We start from the raw sequence: 18,074 nt of genomic DNA, 5'->3' as shown, positions 1-18,074 counted from the left end.
TATGGGGTATTGCAAAAGTTTTCAACACGAAAACGTTTTCGGATAGTATATAATAGGGTGTCATTTTTTTATCCTAAAAATTATCATAAATTTAACTCTTCGAAGTGCAAGTACAAGCAAAAAACAAATTATTAACCTAAACAAAATGTATGAAAACAATTTATAACAAGTTGTTATTTTTTCTACTCATGTTGCCTTTAACCGCATTGGCTCAAGCAACATTGGAAGGGAAGGTTGTAGATGCTAAATCTAAGCAATCGCTTCCTGGAGTAAATGTGGTAGTTCAGGGCACTCAGTCCGGAGTTTCCACAGATTTAGATGGTAATTTTAAAATCGGCAAACTTAAAAAAGGAGACAAATTAGTCTTTTCGTTTGTGGGTTACAAAAACCAAACCATCACTTTTGACGGACAGAAATCAGTAACTGTCACTATGGAAGAAGAAGCCAATACGCTTCAAGAAGTCGTGGTGCAAGTAGGTTACGGTTCTGTTAAGAAAAAAGATGCTACAGGTGCAGTAGAGGTTTTAACAACCAAAGAATTCAACAGAGGGTATAACTCTACCGTTGAAGGGTTGTTAAACGGTCGTGCTGCGGGTGTAACAGTTACTCAAGGCGGTTCGCCAGGTGCGGGTGCTACTATTCGTATTCGTGGAGAATCTTCATTAACTGCGAGCAATGATCCTTTGGTGGTTGTAGATGGTGTGCCTGTTGCGAATGGGATTAATTCCGTAAATCCTAACGATATTGAAACCATTTCTGTGTTGAAAGACGCGGCTTCTACAGCTATTTATGGTAATCGTGCCTCTGGAGGGGTAATTATGATTACTACTAAAAAAGGTGCAAAAGGAGAGATCAAAGTTAACGCAAGCACTACTTTTACAGTAAATACGTTGGCTAAGAAAATCAACACCACTTCTGCAGATCAATTTAGAGCATTTGTATCAAATCCTGCGAATATTGCTTTGTACAATATTGACCCTAACCGTGTAGCGCGTTTAGGTACTGCAAATACCAACTGGCAAGATGAGATTTTCTCGAATTCAGTTACCGTGGATAATTTTGTGAGTATGCGTGGTGCATTATTTGGAAAACTTCCAACTTCATTTTCTTACGGGCATTCGTATATTCCAGGTATCTTAGAAACTTCAAAATTTGATAGAACTACCATGGCTTTGCGTTTAAATCCGTCTTTCTTTAAAGACCATTTAAAAATTGCCATTAATACGAATATGACGATTACCAAAAATCGTTATGCGGACGAAGGAGCTATTCGCGATGCGATTAATTTTGATCCAACACAATCTGTCTATTCTTCAAACGGTGCTAACGGGGGTTATTTTGAGTGGTATGATGCTTCAAATCAACCAATTTTCTTAGCGACAGATAATCCTGTGGCTAAATTGTACCAAAGAAACAACACGGGTAAATCTTACCGTTTCTTGTCAAATATTCAAGCGGATTACAAATTCCACTTCTTGCCTGAATTAAAGTTAACCGCTATTGCAGGGGTTGACCGTTCTTATGGTGAAGGTAGAAATGAATTAAGCAATCAAAGTATCAATGGATTTTTTAATTCTGGAAACAATTTAGGAAGCTACTCATATTCATCAGGAGAGAATACATCGGATTTATTGGATGTTTACTTGAATTATGCTAAAACTTTTGGTAAATTCAATGTAGATGTTACAGCAGGTCACTCTTACCAAGAAACAAGAAACAGTAGCTTCTATTCAGGAGAAACAAGAAATCCAAATAATGTAATCAATTCAAATAATTACAAGTTAAATCCAGCCGTAAAATTAGAATCTTACTTTGGTAGAGCTAACTTTGGTTATGACAATCGTTATTTAGTGAGCTTTAATGTTCGTAAAGATATTTCGAATAACTTCGATAAATCATTACGTACAGAGATTTTCCCTGGAGCTTCCTTTGCTTGGAATATTTCAAATGAATCTTTCATGAAGGATAGTAAGTCAATCACCAATCTTAAATTAAGAGCAGGTTGGGGTATTGTTGGTCAACAGAATATGCCAACAAGCTTTTCGTATATTCCACAGTATTTAACAGCAGCAATTGGTTCGTATTACCAATTTGGTACCAATGTTGTAGTACCAGTAGCGCCATTATTCTATGCTAATAATGTAAAATGGGAAACTATTGAATCGACCAACTTAGGTATTGATTTCGAATTGTATAAAAAAGTAAAAGGGTCTTTGGATTTTTATAACAAAGAGTCAAGAGATTTATTGACTTTAGGCGTTCCTTATCCTGATGGTGCAAACCTTTCTAACTCTGGACCGAGAAACTTTGGTAACATGGTTGTAAGAGGTGTTGAGTTGAATTTGAATTCAGATGTTGTTAAAATGGACAACTTTACATGGAATTTGAATTTTAACACTAATTACCAATACAGAAAAATTACAGCAACAAGCTCTGATGGTACAGATTCTCCCGGTATTTTTACTGGAGGAATTGCAGGTGGTGTAGGTAATACTATTCAAATTCATTCTACAGGTTATGCACCATTCTCCTATTATGTGTATGAGCAAGTGTATGGAACTGATGGTAAACCATTGGAAGGAGTATTTGTTGACCGAAACAATGACGGTATTATCAATTCCAAAGATATGTACCGTTACAAAAAACCGTATGCTGATTTTACATTTGGTTTAATGTCAAACATGAACTATAAAAATTGGGATTTATCAATGGCTTGGAGAGCTAGTATCGGTAACTACATGTATGATAACATCTCATCATCTTTAGGTTATTTGACGAATTCAATTCAGCAAATTACACCATTGAACAATATAAACCCAAGTTTCTTCGACACTGGATTTGTTAATGAAGGAAACAACCGTTATTTCTCTGATTACTATATCAAAGATGCTTCTTTTATCAAATTGGACAACATTTCTGTGGGTTACAACTTTAAAGAGCCATTCGGAAAGGCGACTACAGCTAAATTATCTTTAGGTGTTCAAAATGCTTTAGTTATCTCTAAATACAAAGGAATTGATCCTGAGATTTATGGAGGTATCGATAATACCATTTATCCAAGAGCGAGAATGTATGTTTTAGGATGTAATGTTAACTTCTAATTAAATTGTTATGAAATTAAAATTTATTAATCGATTTTTTCTGATTGCAGTGGTAGGACTTTTGTCGTTATCCTGTACTAAAGAATTGGACGAAATTAAGTTGGATGATGATTTGTTCACATCAGAAACTTTTTATCAAAATGAATCGGCGTATCGTCAATTTTTGGCGAAATTGTATTCAGGTTTGGCTATTTCAGGTCAGTATGGTCCAAATGGTGGTGCTGACATCGCAGGTATTGACGGTGGTTTCGGTCAATATTTAAGAGCGTATTGGCAATTGAATGAAGTAACTACCGATGAAGCTATCATTGCATGGGCTGACGGTAACTTACCTTCATTAAACAACCATACATGGGCGGCAAATAATGAATTTATTTATGCCATGTTTTCTCGTGGGATGTACCAAGTGTCTTCATGTAATGAATTTTTACGTCAAACGACTGACGACAAATTGAACAGTCGTAATGTGTCAGCTGCTACACGTGCAGACATCGTAAAATACCGTGCTGAAGCGCGTTTCTTACGTGCGTTATCGTACTGGCATTTGATGGATATGTTTGGAAATATTCCATTCACAACAGAAAATGATCCTGTGGGTTATTTCTTGCCAGCTCAAAAAGACCGTGCCTTCATGTTCAACTTCATTGAATCTGAATTGAATGCAATTGATGCAGATTTAGCTGCATCAGGTGCTAATGAGTTTGGTCGTGTAGACAAAGTGGCTGCTAAAATGTTATTGGCAAAATTGTACTTGAATGCTCAAGTGTATATCAACCAAAACAAGTTTACTGAAGCATCTAATGCATTAGCCTCAGTGTTAGGTTCTACGTATTCTATTAACGTAACTTCAAATTATTCTAAATTATTCATGGCGGATAATGACATCAATGGTTCACAATCGGAATTCATTTTTGCTATTCGTTATGATGGTATCAATACACAAACGTATGGTGGAACTACTTTCATTACGCATGCTGCTGTAGGTGGTTCTATGAATCCGTCTAACTTCGGAATCAACGGAGGATGGTGGGGATTACGTACACGTCCAGAATTTGTAGCTAAGTTTGGTACCGATCCACGTGGTATGTTCTATACAGCAGGCCAAGCACTTTCAATTGGAAATATTGGAACATTTACTGACGGGTATGCGGTTCAGAAATACAAAAACATCAAATCTACTGGAGGTCAAGGGTCAGATCCTTCAGGAAACTTCGTAGATATCGATTTCCCAGTATTCCGTTTATCTGATGCCTATTTGATGTATGCTGAGTTAGCCGTTCGTGGTTATGGTAGCACAGCACAAGCTGCAGACTATGTTAACACATTACGTTTGCGTGCAGGTGCTGATGCAATCACATCTTCAGATTTAACATTGGACTTTGTGTTGGATGAAAGAGGAAGAGAATTGTATTGGGAAGGACACAGAAGACAAGACTTAATCCGTTTTGGAAAATTCTCTGGTTCTTCTTATGTATGGCAATGGAAAGGAAATGCGCAAGCTGGAGCAAGTATTGATGATAAATTCAAAGTGTTCCCAATTCCTTCTCAAGCAATCGGTTCAAACCCAACATTACAACAAAACCCAGGTTACTAATCTTATATATTCCCACAGCCTTAGCTGTGGGAATTTAATCCAGAAATTATGAAAAAAATAGTATTAAGTTTATTCGTATTAGCAGGAGCCGTTACATCAATGGTGTCTTGTAGTGATGAGACTCTGGATCCGGTAGCTTCTGTAAAGAATAATATTGTTGTTACAGAACCCAATGGAGGTAATTTTACTCTTGGGGCTACAACTGCTGGTGATAATGCCTTCACTTTAAAATGGACTGGAGCAGACTTCGGTTTTAACGCTGCGGTTACCTATAAATTACAAGTAATTAAAGCAAGTGGAAGTTTTTCTACTCCACAAGAATTATCTTTAGGAAGTTATAATTCTAACGGTTCATCAAGCTATGAAAAAGCGGTAACACAACGTCAATTAAATGTGATGTTGTTGGGTTCCGGAGGATCAATTGGTTCTACAGAATCGTATAAATTGCGTGTTGTAGGTGTGCCTTCAACGCAATTGGCTACTTCTACCAATGGCGTAATGTCTGTTTCTAATGAAGTAGCTTTCAGTGGAAATCCTTATGATACTTTTGATGAGTTTGATCGTATATATGTTCCAGGCGGGTACCAATCTGCTAGTGGTTATGGAAACGATTGGTCACCAGATAATGCTAATGTAGCCCGTTTGTATTCCGCTGGAAATGACGGAAACTATGAAGGATTTGTTTGGATGAATGTAGCTTCACCTGAATTTAAATTTACACCAGGTCCAGCTTGGAATGGTGATAAAGGAGATTTAAGTGATCCAAATACTTTCACAAATTTAGCTTCTCCTGGAAATAATATCAAGCCAACTGATGGTGCAGGAACTTATTTTGTGACTGTAAATTGGGCAGCTAATACGTATACCTTAGCAAAACGTCAAGTAGCAATTATTGGTGCTGCTACTCCTAATGGATGGGGAACACCAACATACATGACATTTGACACGAACCCAAGTTCGCCTTATTACCAAATGTACACCATTGACCTTGCGTTAGCTGCTGACGAATTTTTGATTCGTTTAAAAGACGACTGGTCTGTGAAAATGGGAACATTGTCTGGTAATGTTGAAAACACTTCTGTTGGTGGTCAATACAAAATCAAGTTAAACGGTGGTAACATGAAAGTGCCAACTGCTGGAAACTACAAAGTGGTTTTAGATATCCGTAACTCAGCGAATTACAATATTCGTTTGATGCCTAACTAATTCCAAAAAATACCAAAGCCTCTTGGATGTTTTACATCCAAGAGGTTTTTTTACTTAGAAACAAATGCTATGAGAAAAATAATACAATTCGTCTTCCTTTGCTTTTCCACAGTGCTTTTTGCACAGCAACAAACAGTAACGTATTCCATAAATCCTGCTGTTTTTGAAGAAACGCAATCCATAACAATTACCATTAATGGTAGTAGTGTCAACGAAGCAACTTGGGGTGTAACTAACAATGCACTTTATCTATGGGCTTGGTCATTTGATATTAATGATTCAAACATCTTAGATTGCCCTACCAACGGTACTTGGGATAATTCCTCTGAGACCAATCGTCTTACCTATAATTCAGGTAATGATACCTATACAATGACAATTACACCTACCACTTTTTACAACCGAACCAATATCGGTAGAATTGGGTTTTTGGTGAAAGCTAAAAATGGTAATGGTGATAAAAAATCACAAGACATTTTATCTGAAGTGGGAGCTTTTCAAATGAGTTTACTATCGCCAACAGAGAACAGTTTGACCATCATCAATTCCGGTACCAATGTAAGTATCGTTGCCCAAAACACTGGAGGTAATGCAACTTATGCTGTAACCGCAAATGGTACACCGATTACGTGTTCAACTGCTGCGACTTCATTTTTTACTTGTGGTGATACTAATGTCACATCAACAAAAGTATACCAAGTTTCTGCTACCATTGGTACAACTACCATTTCAAAACGATTTACCGTTATAGTAAATCCAGGTACCATTTCATCGGCTTTGCCCACAGGTATGGAAGATGGTATAAATTATAATGCAAGTGACGCCACTACTGCAACTTTAGTTCTAAATGCACCTTTCAAAGATTTTGTATATGTAGCAGGAAGCTTCAATAACTGGCAGCCAACTACTGCTTATGCAATGCGTAAAGACCCCACAACCGGTAAATTTTGGTTGACATTAACGGGTTTGACTCCAGGTCAAGCGTATACTTATCAATATTGGGTGTGTGATGTGACTAGCCGTCCTGCAAACTCACCCGCGGTTGTTAAAACAGCCGATCCTTTTTCTACTTTAGTATTGTCTCCATTTGACGATCCAGAAATTCAATCTTTAGGTGTATTTCCAAATCTTCCACAATACCCAACTGGTCAAGAGCGTGAAGTAACGGTATTACAAACAGGTTCCTCAACTTTATTCAGCTATAACTGGAGTAGCGCTTCAGCAAATTTCCAAAAGCCACAAAAGAAAGATTTGAATATCTATGAAGTGTTAGTTCGTGATTTTGATGCTAATCGTACCTACCAAGATTTAATTAATCGTATTGACTATTTTAAAAATCTAAAAGTGAATGCCATTCAGTTAATGCCTGTAATGGAATTTGAAGGCAATATGAGTTGGGGCTACAATACCGTATATCACATGGCTTTGGACAAGCGTTACGGTCCGCCCACAAAATTGAAAGAATTCGTAGACCTTTGCCACCAGAATGGGATTGCAGTAATTTTAGATATTGCCCTTAACCACGCTTTTGGTCGTTCACCACTTGTTCGTATGTGGATGCAAGATGCCGATAACGATGGCTGGGCTGATGCCGTGGCTACAACCACTGAAAACCCTTATGTTAATCAATATGCAACGCATTCATACAGTGTAGGAAGTGATTTGAATCATTTCCGTGAACCCGATAATTTAACGAATACCTATGTTGTACGTACTATTCGTCATTGGATTCAAGAATATAAAATTGATGGTTTCCGATGGGATTTGACAAAAGGATTTACCAATCAATGTACTTCTGGTGATGAAACATGTACCAACGGATACCGTTCGGATCGTGTAGCCAAATTAAAATGGTACGCCGATAAACAATGGGAAATTGACCCTAATTTCTTAGTGATTTTTGAACACTTAGGAACAGGTGGTTCGTACACTGAAGAAGTGGAGTGGGCCAATTATAACCGTAATGGTAATACGGGTGGAATTATGCAATGGCGTAAAATGACCGATCCATATGCCGAACTTTTAAAAGGTAATTTCTCAGATATCACCGGTGTGGCAGAATCAACCAACCGTTTTATTGGTTATGCCGAAAGTCATGACGAAGAACGCGTAGGGTATAAAGCTTTAAATGAAGCCGGACAAACACAAGGTAACTTGGCAAAAGTGCATACCCGCATGGCCGCAATGGGATCGGTATTGTTTTTAGTACCTGGTCCAAAAATGAATTGGCATTTTGGTGAATTAGGGATGACCAATTCTTTGTGGACGTGTAATGCGGGTAATGTTTCGTACTCGAATCCCGATTGTAAATTGGATACCAAGCCACAACCCCAATGGACAAACAACTGGATGGCCGATGCCAACCGCTTGAATGTTTATAATACATGGTCCCGATTGATGGACTTGAAAGCGAGTCAGAATGTTTTTGAAAATGGTTCTTACAGTTGGAATATCAGTAATACAGGTCGACCACGTTTAGATGTATGGACCAGTACAACTTCTACGGCCAATTTAAGTTATGTGATTGTATTAACGAATTTCTCCGATGCGACCTACAATGCCGTTGGCGGATTCCCTTATGCAGGAACTTGGGCAAATTTAATGGACAATTCAACTTTTAATGTGACCAATGTTAACATGGCCATTAGTATTGAACCCGGAGGATTCCGCGTATTTGGTAACCAACCTGCATTGAGTAATTCTAGTTTTGATGTGATGCAGTTTATTGAACTCGCACCAAATCCTGCCACAACTTCTTTCATGGTTAATGCAGAAGTTAAAAATGTAACATTGTATACCTTGACTGGCCAGTTGGTGAAGTCTTTTGAAAACCTTTCAATTAACCAAAGCTATTCCATTGAAGAATTGTCAAAAGGCATGTATATCGCCAAAATTGAGGCAGCTAATGGTCTATCTAAAACCGTTAAATTGATTAAAGAATAATTATTTTAGTTAAGTTACTACCTTAAGGTTCCTGTTTTTTCAGGAACCTTTTTTTATTCGTAAGACTTGTCTTAGCTTTGTAGCTGTATTTCAGGTAATCATGAAACGAACCCTAATTAAGTTTTTAAAGATTACTGGAATTTTTGTTTTGGGAATTCTGCTATTTATGGTTTTATTTCCCATTCTATTTCCAGGTAAAATCGAACAAGAAGTCAAAGCTTTTGCGAACCGCAAATTGAATGGCGAACTCAATTTTAAAGAAGCTAATCTGTCTTTCTTTGAACATTTTCCGTATTTAACGCTTACCCTTACTGAATTCGATCTTAAAGGCTCGGCGCCTTTTCGTAAAGAAACGCTGGTTGGTGCCGACGAAATTGCGTTTGGAATTAACTTAAAAGCGTTGGTTTTTGATGGGTCCGTTTCCATTGATAAAATATTTCTCGATCATGCCTACATCAATGTCAAAGTCGATAAAAACGGAAATGCCAATTATAACGTCTATGTTTCGGATACCAAAGAGGCGCAAAATCCGGAGGAATCTTCAGATACGAGTTTACGATTGGACCGAATTGCCATTGAAAACACCCATTTAAAGTTTGATGACAAATCAACTGGGATTTTTATTGATGCCAAAGGATTCAATTATTTAGGGAAAGGCGACTTGGATCAGGCCATTTTTGATTTGGATACCGAAGCTGAAATTGAGGATTTTAATTTTGCTTTTGGAAAAGAAGTTTACCTGAAAAATAAGAAGGTCAATGCTGATTTAATCACTAAAATCAATACGAATTCACTTTCTTTTATTTTTGAAGAAAACAATTTAAAAATCAACCAACTGCCCATCGATTTCGTGGGTAAATTGGATTTTCTAAGCAATGGCTACGATCTGGATTTTAAAGTCGAATCCGTGAATAGTCAATTGAAAGATTTCTTCACCGCACTTCCGCCTGCGTATGTGAATTGGCTTGATAAAACCCAAGTTGATGGACAAACGGATTTAATTTTAACATTGAAAGGCAAATACATCGCGTCTACGCAAACCAATCCCGATTTGGGATTTATCATGCGGATACGCGACGGAGAAATCAATCACAAAGAAGCGCCTCTTCCTGCTAGCAATATCTTTTTCAATTTTGAAACGAAACTTCCCGAACTCAATCCGGAAAAGTTACAAGTCAATATTGATTCTTTGTTTTTTAATGTAGGTAAAGATTATGCAAAAGCCATCGTGAAAACCGAAGGGATAACCACGCCTAAAGTTCATGCTATATTAAAATCTTCATTGGATTTAGGAACAATGAATCGCGCCTTGGGAATCGCCTCGCTTGATGTGAAAGGAAAATTGAAAATGGATGTCAAAGCAGACGGAACCTATTTTCCAAAATCCAACAAAATTCCAGCGACACAAGCCAAAATCCAATGGTTGAAAGGGTATTTAAAAACAGATTTTTATCCCAATCCCATTCAAAATATTGAAGTGAACTCTGAAATAAAAACGACGACAGGTCAACTCAAGGATTTAAAAATCAATATTCAACCGGCTTCTTTTGTGTTTGAAAACAAACCGTTTGTTGTGAAAGCCAAATTGCAGAATTTAGAAAATGTCGCTTACGATATTCAAGCGAAAGGCGATTTGGATGTCGGTCGGATTTATAAGGTTTTTTCCCAAAAAGGACTCGATGTAAAAGGATTGGTAAAAGCCAATGTGCATTTCAAAGGAACACAGTCGGATGCCATGAATGGGAAGTACGCCCGTTTACAAAATTCGGGAACATTGTATTTGAAACAGATTAAAACTACAACCGATTACTTGCCTAAACCTTTTGTAATCGAAGAAGGAACTTTTAGTTTCAATCAAGACCGAATGTCGTTTGCTGATTTTAAAGCAAGTTACGGTCAATCCGACATCCAGATGCGGGGTGAATTGCGCAATGTAATTGACTTTGTACTGAGTTCAACCGCTGTTTTGAAAGGAAATTTTGATTTAAAATCCCAATACTTCAACGCGGATGAGTTTTTATCCGAAACAAAAACTACAAGCCTGCAATCAAAAGAAACTACTGTCGTTGAAAAAGGAGTAGTGGTTTTGCCGAAAAATTTTGATTTGCAATTTGGAGCCCAAATCGATCAATTAAATTTTCAGGATTTAAAAGTCAGTCAACTCAAAGGAAGGCTTGGTGTCCAACGCGGTCAATTGCGTCTCACAAATGCACAGGCTGAAATAGTGGGTTGTCAAGTGAAAATGGATGCTAATTATGCCAACGAAACGGCAAATCGGGCTGCTTTTGATATGAAACTTAAGGCATCCAATTTTGACGTAAAACGGGCCTATACCGAAATTAAACTGTTTCGCGAGATGGTTACGGCAGCGGAAAGCGCTGAAGGTTTAATCAGTTTGGATTATCAATTGTCAGGGAAGCTAAACGATCAAATGATGCCCATTTTTCCTTCGTTAAAAGGAGGCGGTGTTTTGACAGTGAATAAGGTCAAAATGAAAGGGTTTAAATTGATGAATGCGGTAAGTCGTAAAACCGGAAAAGAGAAAATCAAAAACCCCGATTTATCTGAAGTAGCGATTAAAACTTCGATCAAAAATAATATCATTACTATTGAGCGCTTTAAATTCAAAGTGGCAGGATTCCGACCACGCATTGAAGGAACAACTAGTTTTGACGGTCGTCTGAATCTCAAAATGCGTTTGGGATTGCCACCCCTCGGAATTATTGGTATACCTTTAAAAATAACCGGTACTCAGGACAATCCAAAAGTTAGACTCGGCAAACAAACGGAAGATCTTCAAGAAACCGAATACCAAGAGGGCATGGAAATTACACCCAATCCGTTGCCTGTGCCGATGAAATGATTTAAAGTAAATTTAGATATTCATTATTAAACAATTTTGTAAACAATTGTGATATATCTATTATACTTTATTGTGCAAAAACAAAAAGCAAGTGTTTAGGAAGCTTTTATGAGGAAAAAGAGTTTCAAAGTTCAGGTAAATAAAAAACCCTTGAAAATATTTAGATTTCAAGGGTTTTTATTTTGTGGTACCTCCAGTCCCGAGACTTCGGGAGAACCAGGGACATTAGAATCCTTTGTTGTCAATAATAGCATTGAGTAAAGAGGGATTGTCAATTATTTTTTTAATGAAAGCTTTACTTTTCATGTTTTTAATAAAACGTTCGAGTCGTAGAATTGTAGTTCGAGAAGGATGTTCAAAAGCCAATACTACAGTCCAGTCATCAGCAATTTTTGTGAAGTTTTTTGAGTAAGTGTGCGCATTGTGCCGTTCTAATCGTGTGTCAAGGTGATGTGTTTCACCAACATAAAAGCGATCTAATTTTTAGGAATGTAAAATATATAAAGTTGTCATGGCGAATAAAAAAAGCCCAAACTTAAATGTTTGGGCTTTGTGGTACCTCCAGTCCCGAGACTTCGGGAGAACCAGGGACATTAGAATCCTTTGTTGTCAATAATAGCATTGAGTAAAGAGGGATTGTCAATTATTTTTTTAATGAAAGCTTTACTTTTCATGTTTTTAATAAAACGTTCGAGTCGTAGAATTGTAGTTCGAGAAGGATGTTCAAAAGCCAATACTACAGTCCAGTCATCAGCAATTTTTGTGAAGTTTTTTGAGTAAGTGTGCGCATTGTGCCGTTCTAATCGTGTGTCAAGGTGATGTGTTTCACCAACATAAAAGCGATCTAATTTTTTAGAATGTAAAATATATAAAGTTGTCATGGCGAATAAAAAAAGCCCAAACTTAAATGCTTGGGCTTTGTGGTACCTCCAGGAATCGAACCAGGGACACACGGATTTTCAGTCCGTTGCTCTACCAACTGAGCTAAGGTACCGTTGCTAATGCGGGTGCAAATATAGAACCATTTTTAATTTATCCAAAAGAAAAATCAAAAAAAATCTATTTGTACTTTTGTGGCTTAATCGAATTGACCATGCTATTAATCTTGGATTTTGGGAATACACAAATCAAAGCGGCTGTTTTTGAGGGAACTACTCTTTTAAATAAGTATTGGCTTAGCAATGATAATTTAGAAAAAGAGTTGGAAAATATTTTTTTGACGTATCCTCAAATTACTACTATTGGGCATGTTTCGGTGACCCATCAATCTATTGAAGCGTTAGATTACCTCAAAAACCGCTTTGAAGTTTTTGCCATTGAGCGTACCGGCAAGTTTCCTTTTTTAAATGCCTATGCCACACCCGAAACGTTAGGAATGGACCGAATGGTGTTGGCAGCTGGTGCTGTTTTGCGTTATCCTGCCCAAAACCGATTAGTAATTGATGCGGGCACTTGTGTTACGTATGATTACATCAGCGCTGATGATGTGTATCGTGGTGGAGCCATTAGTCCGGGCCTTCAAATGCGCTACGAGGCATTACATCACTATACCGCTAAGTTGCCTTTATTGAAAGCTTCAGAGCATCCCAAGTTAGTTGGGAATTCTACTGAGAATTCGATTCATTCGGGTGTTATAAATGGAATTCAATTTGAATTGGAGGGATTCATTAACAACTATTGTGAAGAAAAAGAGAACATTATCATAATTTTAACGGGTGGAGACGCCAATTTTTTGGCTGGTCATTTAAAAAACACCATATTTGCCAATCCTAATTTCTTATTAGAAAGTATTGTCTTATTACATCAATATCAAACGAATGATTAAAAATATTGCATCCGCATTTCTTTTGTTTATTTCTACATTTGCCTTTGCGCAACAAGGAACAAGTTCGCCCTATTCTTTCTACGGAATTGGTGATGTTCGGTTCAAAGGAACTATTGAAAATCGCGCCATGGGAGGAATAACTTCTCAAGCGGATAGTATTCACGTTAACTTACAAAATCCAGCTTACTATTCTCCAATCCGACTCACATCTTTTACTGTTGGAGCAACATTTGGTTCAGGTAAAATAGAATCAAATACCGATGCGAGTAAAGCACAACGAACAAGCTTGGATTATATCGCGGCAGTAATTCCAACCAAGAAAATGGGTTTTGCCTTTGGAGTGATGCCTTATTCTTCTGTAGGATATAATGTTTTAAACACGACAAACTCCAATCTAATTCGACAATATTCAGGCTCAGGCGGAATTAATAAAGTATTTTTTGGAACAGCTTATTCGTTAACCCCAAATTTTTCTATTGGTGCAGATGTTCAATATAATTTTGGAAGAATTGAAACAAAAGCAATAAATGCTTATGACGGAGTCGAATATGCAACACGTGAAGTCAATGTTTCAAACGCAACAGGAGTGAACTATAATTTTGGCTTGCGTTACCAAAAATCATACAAAAAAAGTTATTTTATTTACACGGCTTTGATGTATAGTCCAGAATCTACTTTGCGATTTAAAAATGATAGAACATTAGCGTTAATTAGTTCAGGGGCTTCAGAAATTGTTATTCAAGAAGAAAGTTTAAATGTAGCAGACTCTAAATTAAAAATGCCGTCCAAAATTGATTTTGCTCTAGGATTTGGTAAAAAAAATCAATGGTCGATCGGAGCGAATGTACTGGTGCAAAATTCAAGTAATTTTGGAAATCGATATAACGAAATTGATAATGTAAAATTTGAAACGGCTACACGTTTTAGTTTCGGAGGTTATATTGTGCCAAATTATAAATCATTTACAAGTTATTTTCAAAGAGTAGTTTATCGAGCTGGATTTCGATATGAAAACACAGGTCTGATTATTAATGATAAATCCATAATGGATACAGCCGTTACTGCTGGTCTTGGATTGCCTTTACGAGGTACATTTTCAAATATGAATTTGGTTTTTGAATACGGTAAAAGAGGTACCCAAACGAACGGGCTAGTACAGGAGCGTTATTTAAATGTTGGTTTCAGCTTGTCCTTCAACGATCAATGGTTTCAAAAACGTAAATTTGATTAATCGTAATACGTAAATCAATGAGAAAGTATATTCAAATATTACTACTAGTTAGTTTCTTGAGCGTTCAAGGACAAAACGAAAATTGTAAACTCCCTGATGATTTTCAGGACTATTACAGGTATGGTAAATCTGAAGGATTGTTGGAATTATGGCAAAATTATGAAGCCAATTGCACAGATATAACTTTCGCTGAATATGCAAAAGGGGAACAAATTCTGCGTTATGAATACGATAATGCAACAGCAGAAACACGTAAAGAAAAACAACAACAACTTTTAGAGTATTACTTTAAATTTCAGAAGTTTTTTCCTGAGAAAATTACAAATGCAACGACAAAAAGAGCCTTGTTATTAGCTGAAGATAAAGATTTTTCTCGAGTAGAACTTTATGCATTATTACAAGAAGCGATGTTCAAACGTAAAGAGCAGTTTGATGATCCAATGGCATTGAAATTGTATTTCGATACTGCACTCGGGTTAGATAACAGCGATTCAAAAGTTGCAATCAATAGTGTAGAAGAGTATTTAAAAGTAAAAATTAAAGCACTTCAAAATGCCAAATTGTTTCCGGCTAAGGCAGTTGAGTTTGAGAACTTGATACAATATATAAGTACCCATTCAAAAATTAAAGAGCGGGTTACCTGTGAGAGTTTAGAGAAAACTATTCAAAATGTAATTGAAAATAAAGTTAACGACTTCGATTTGTATCTAGCTTTAACAAATGAGATGTATGAAAAGTGCTCCCGTAGTGCTTCATTTTTAACCATAGCCTTACATACTTATAAATTAAAGGAGACCGCTCAATCGTCTTTTTTATTTGGAATGGCTAAATTCAAACACGAGTCTTTGGAACGCGCTGAGCCGTATTTGTTAGCATCAGTTGATACCGAAGAAAATAATAATGTAAAAGCGGATCGTGCTAGTAATTTAGCCATGATCTTCTTAGGTTACGATCCAGGAAAATCAGCTAACTTACTGCAAAAGGCGATGCAGGCGGATCCTAAAAATCCGAATTATCCCTTATTAATGGGTGAAGTTTACCAAGCTTCGATTTCATTTTGTGATCTTAAAGATAAACAAGCAGATGCCGCCTATTATTTAGCTTCACAAGCCGTGTTAGAGGCTGCAAAAGTGGATACAAAATACACAGCCGCTGCGCAGAAAAAATCAATAGAATACAAAGCAAAAATGAAAACCCCATCCGCCAAAGGCAAAAAAAATGCTGTCGAACTCGGATGTTGGATTAATAAAACGGTGAACTGGTAATGCAAAAAAAAGTTTCTTTACTTTTTCTAGGAGTTATCTTGACAAGTCTTCTGGCTTGTGAAGGCAATTTTCGTGAAGTACAGAAATCCGTTTTCTCGGAATTTAATCCCAGTGGAGACGCCGACTCCATTGCCATCAAGTATACCGATTCGGGTCGTATAAAATCCATTTTGGAAAGTCCGAAAATGTTGGATTATGCCACAGTAAAATACCCGTTTACTGAATTTCCCAAAGGGGTACGCGTGACGCTTTACGATGAAAAAGGAACGCCCACCTATGTTACTGCTAAATACGGAGTAAGTTTTAAAGATACCGATTTAATCGACTTACGAGGCAATGTCAAAATTACCAATACAGCTGGACAAGTTTTTGAAACGGAACAACTCTATTTTGATCAAAAAAATGAATGGTTTTTTACCGAAAAAAGATATAAATTTTCAGATCCGAAAGGCGTATCTTATGGTGAAGGTGTTGATTTTAGCAAGGATTTAAAAATTATCAATTCGCAACGGGTATCCGGTGAATTGGACAAAACAGAATAAAATGGGTTATCTTAATTTTACAAAATACCTTTATTTATTTGCCGCTTTATTTTTTGCGGTAGATGCCGCTACCCATTGGCAAGATAATCCTAAGCCATGGATAAGTGTCGGAATTGCTTTAGTTTCACTATTTTTATATTTCTTTAGAAACCACTTTGGGAAGAAGTTTAAAAACAGACAAAATTCATCGCAACCCTAAATGAATATACTCGTAATCATCCTCTGCCTGATATTGTGCGCCTTTTTTTCAGGGATGGAGATTGCTTATGTTTCCTCAAACAAAATTTATTTAGAGATTGAGAAAAAACAAGACACGTTTTTGTCTCGTATTCTAACCAAAATCACTGAAAAACCTTCAAAGTTTATAGCAACCATGCTCGTTGGAAACAACGTCTCATTGGTTGTTTATGGGTTTTTTATGGGGGATTTAATCACACACAAAATCTTCGATTGGGGTTTTAAATTTGATGATCTGACCAATGTGTTGATTCAATCCGTGGTGTCAACCTTCATCGTTTTGATTACCTCTGAGTTTCTTCCCAAGGTGTTTTTTCAAATTTATGCGAATAGCGTGATGAAATTCTTTGCCGTTCCCAGCTATGTATTTTATACGCTTTTCAATTTTATTTCTTCGTTTATTATTTGGATTTCCGATTTTTTGCTAAAAAAATTCTTCAAAACCGAAGGGGATTATGTGCCTTCTTTTTTCAGTAAAATCGAACTAGGAAATTATATTTCCGAACAAATGAATGCTAAAGATGAAAATGAAGAGGTCGACTCTGAAATCCAAATTTTTCAAAATGCTTTAGAGTTTTCGGGTGTGAAAGCACGGGATATTATGACACCTCGTACCGAATTGGTTGCTGTTGATGTTTATGATTCAGTAACGGAATTGCGGGAATTATTTGTCCAAACCGGTTATTCCAAAATCCTAGTCTATCAAAACACCTTGGATGATATTCTTGGTTATGTGCATTCATTCGAATTGTTTAAAAAACCACGAACCATAAAGTCGGTGATGATTCCAGTTGAGTTTGTGCCCGAAACCATTTTTATTAAAGATGTGCTGAATCTTTTGACCAAAAAAAGGAAGTCTGTGGCTGTTGTTTTAGACGAATATGGCGGTACTTCTGGGATAATCACTGTGGAAGATATTATTGAAGAATTGTTTGGCGAAATTGAAGACGAGCATGACAATGATGTCACAGAAATTGAAGAGCAATTAGCCGAAGGAGAATTTCGTTTTTCGGCCCGTTTAGAGGTGGCCTATTTAAATGAAACCTACAAATTGAATCTGCCAGAAAATGACTCGTATAGTACATTGGGCGGACTCTTAGTTGATCATTCGGAAGAAATTCCGCAGAAAGACGATGTGCTCACTATTGACGGGTTTCAATTCCAAATTGAAGCCGCTTCCAATCGTAAAATTGAAGTCGTTCGACTTGTCGTTTTGCAACGGGATTAAAAATTTTAACTTTTTATGTAAATTATACTTCTATCATGA

The 18,074-nt window shown here is 36.8% G+C and carries 12 protein-coding genes, 1 tRNA gene and 1 pseudogene; 11 read left to right on the top strand and 3 right to left on the bottom strand.

Annotation, left to right across the window (positions count from 1 at the left end):
- Window positions 1-149 precede the first annotated feature (149 nt).
- From EQG61_RS09870 to EQG61_RS09850, 5 genes are all read left to right on the top strand, one after another.
- A complete protein-coding gene (locus EQG61_RS09870) occupies window positions 150-3,101 on the top strand; it encodes a SusC/RagA family TonB-linked outer membrane protein (protein WP_129461752.1) in 2,952 nt (983 codons plus the stop codon).
- A 10-nt stretch (window positions 3,102-3,111) separates the two neighbouring features.
- Window positions 3,112-4,695, top strand: coding sequence for a RagB/SusD family nutrient uptake outer membrane protein (locus EQG61_RS09865; protein WP_206733883.1), 1,584 nt, complete (start codon window positions 3,112-3,114; stop codon window positions 4,693-4,695).
- Window positions 4,696-4,743: 48 nt separating this feature from the next.
- Window positions 4,744-5,901: a SusE domain-containing protein gene (locus EQG61_RS09860; RefSeq protein WP_129461750.1), complete on the top strand. Its 1,158-nt coding sequence runs from the start codon at window positions 4,744-4,746 to the stop codon at window positions 5,899-5,901.
- A 69-nt stretch (window positions 5,902-5,970) separates the two neighbouring features.
- On the top strand, window positions 5,971-8,844 hold the full coding sequence (locus EQG61_RS09855; protein WP_129461749.1) for an alpha-amylase family glycosyl hydrolase: 2,874 nt from the start codon (window positions 5,971-5,973) through the stop codon (window positions 8,842-8,844).
- A 100-nt stretch (window positions 8,845-8,944) separates the two neighbouring features.
- A complete protein-coding gene (locus tag EQG61_RS09850; RefSeq protein WP_129461748.1) occupies window positions 8,945-11,707 on the top strand; it encodes an AsmA family protein in 2,763 nt (920 codons plus the stop codon).
- Window positions 11,708-11,932: 225 nt separating this feature from the next.
- Here EQG61_RS09850 and EQG61_RS13935 read toward each other — a convergent pair.
- The 3 genes and pseudogenes from EQG61_RS13935 to EQG61_RS09835 all read right to left on the bottom strand — a co-directional run.
- A pseudogene (locus tag EQG61_RS13935) lies at window positions 11,933-12,169 on the bottom strand (GIY-YIG nuclease family protein); the annotation flags it as partial.
- Between the two features lie 131 nt (window positions 12,170-12,300).
- The gene (locus tag EQG61_RS09840) at window positions 12,301-12,588 is read right to left on the bottom strand and encodes a GIY-YIG nuclease family protein (RefSeq protein WP_129461747.1); all 288 of its coding nucleotides are present in this window, start codon (window positions 12,586-12,588) and stop codon (window positions 12,301-12,303) included.
- Between the two features lie 40 nt (window positions 12,589-12,628).
- Window positions 12,629-12,701, bottom strand: a tRNA-Phe gene (locus EQG61_RS09835).
- Window positions 12,702-12,800: 99 nt separating this feature from the next.
- Here EQG61_RS09835 and EQG61_RS09830 point away from each other — a divergent pair.
- Genes EQG61_RS09830 through EQG61_RS09805 form a run of 6 tightly spaced genes read left to right on the top strand, consistent with a single transcriptional unit; the run spans window position 12,801 to window position 18,035 of the window.
- Complete coding sequence (locus EQG61_RS09830) at window positions 12,801-13,532, top strand: type III pantothenate kinase (protein WP_129461746.1); 732 nt, start codon at window positions 12,801-12,803, stop codon at window positions 13,530-13,532.
- Window positions 13,525-14,763 (top strand): hypothetical protein, encoded by a 1,239-nt coding sequence (locus tag EQG61_RS09825; protein WP_129461745.1) that lies wholly within the window; start codon window positions 13,525-13,527, stop codon window positions 14,761-14,763. Before EQG61_RS09830 ends, EQG61_RS09825 begins: the two co-directional genes overlap by 8 nt.
- A gap of 17 nt (window positions 14,764-14,780) precedes the next feature.
- A complete protein-coding gene (locus EQG61_RS09820) occupies window positions 14,781-16,028 on the top strand; it encodes a hypothetical protein (protein ID WP_129461744.1) in 1,248 nt (415 codons plus the stop codon).
- On the top strand, window positions 16,028-16,570 hold the full coding sequence (gene lptC, locus EQG61_RS09815) for an LPS export ABC transporter periplasmic protein LptC (RefSeq protein WP_129461743.1): 543 nt from the start codon (window positions 16,028-16,030) through the stop codon (window positions 16,568-16,570). The genes EQG61_RS09820 and lptC overlap by 1 nt, the downstream gene beginning before the upstream one ends.
- 1 nt (window position 16,571) lies before the next feature.
- Window positions 16,572-16,769 (top strand): hypothetical protein, encoded by a 198-nt coding sequence (locus EQG61_RS09810; RefSeq protein WP_129461742.1) that lies wholly within the window; start codon window positions 16,572-16,574, stop codon window positions 16,767-16,769.
- The gene (locus EQG61_RS09805; protein ID WP_129461741.1) at window positions 16,770-18,035 is read left to right on the top strand and encodes a hemolysin family protein; all 1,266 of its coding nucleotides are present in this window, start codon (window positions 16,770-16,772) and stop codon (window positions 18,033-18,035) included. It abuts the gene before it with no gap.
- Window positions 18,036-18,074 lie beyond the last annotated feature (39 nt).

The organism is Flavobacterium stagni (genome assembly GCF_004122105.1).
GTDB lineage: Bacteria > Bacteroidota > Bacteroidia > Flavobacteriales > Flavobacteriaceae > Flavobacterium > Flavobacterium stagni.
Note: the sequence above shows the minus strand (reverse complement) of the source record. Positions and strands in the feature narration are given on the sequence as shown.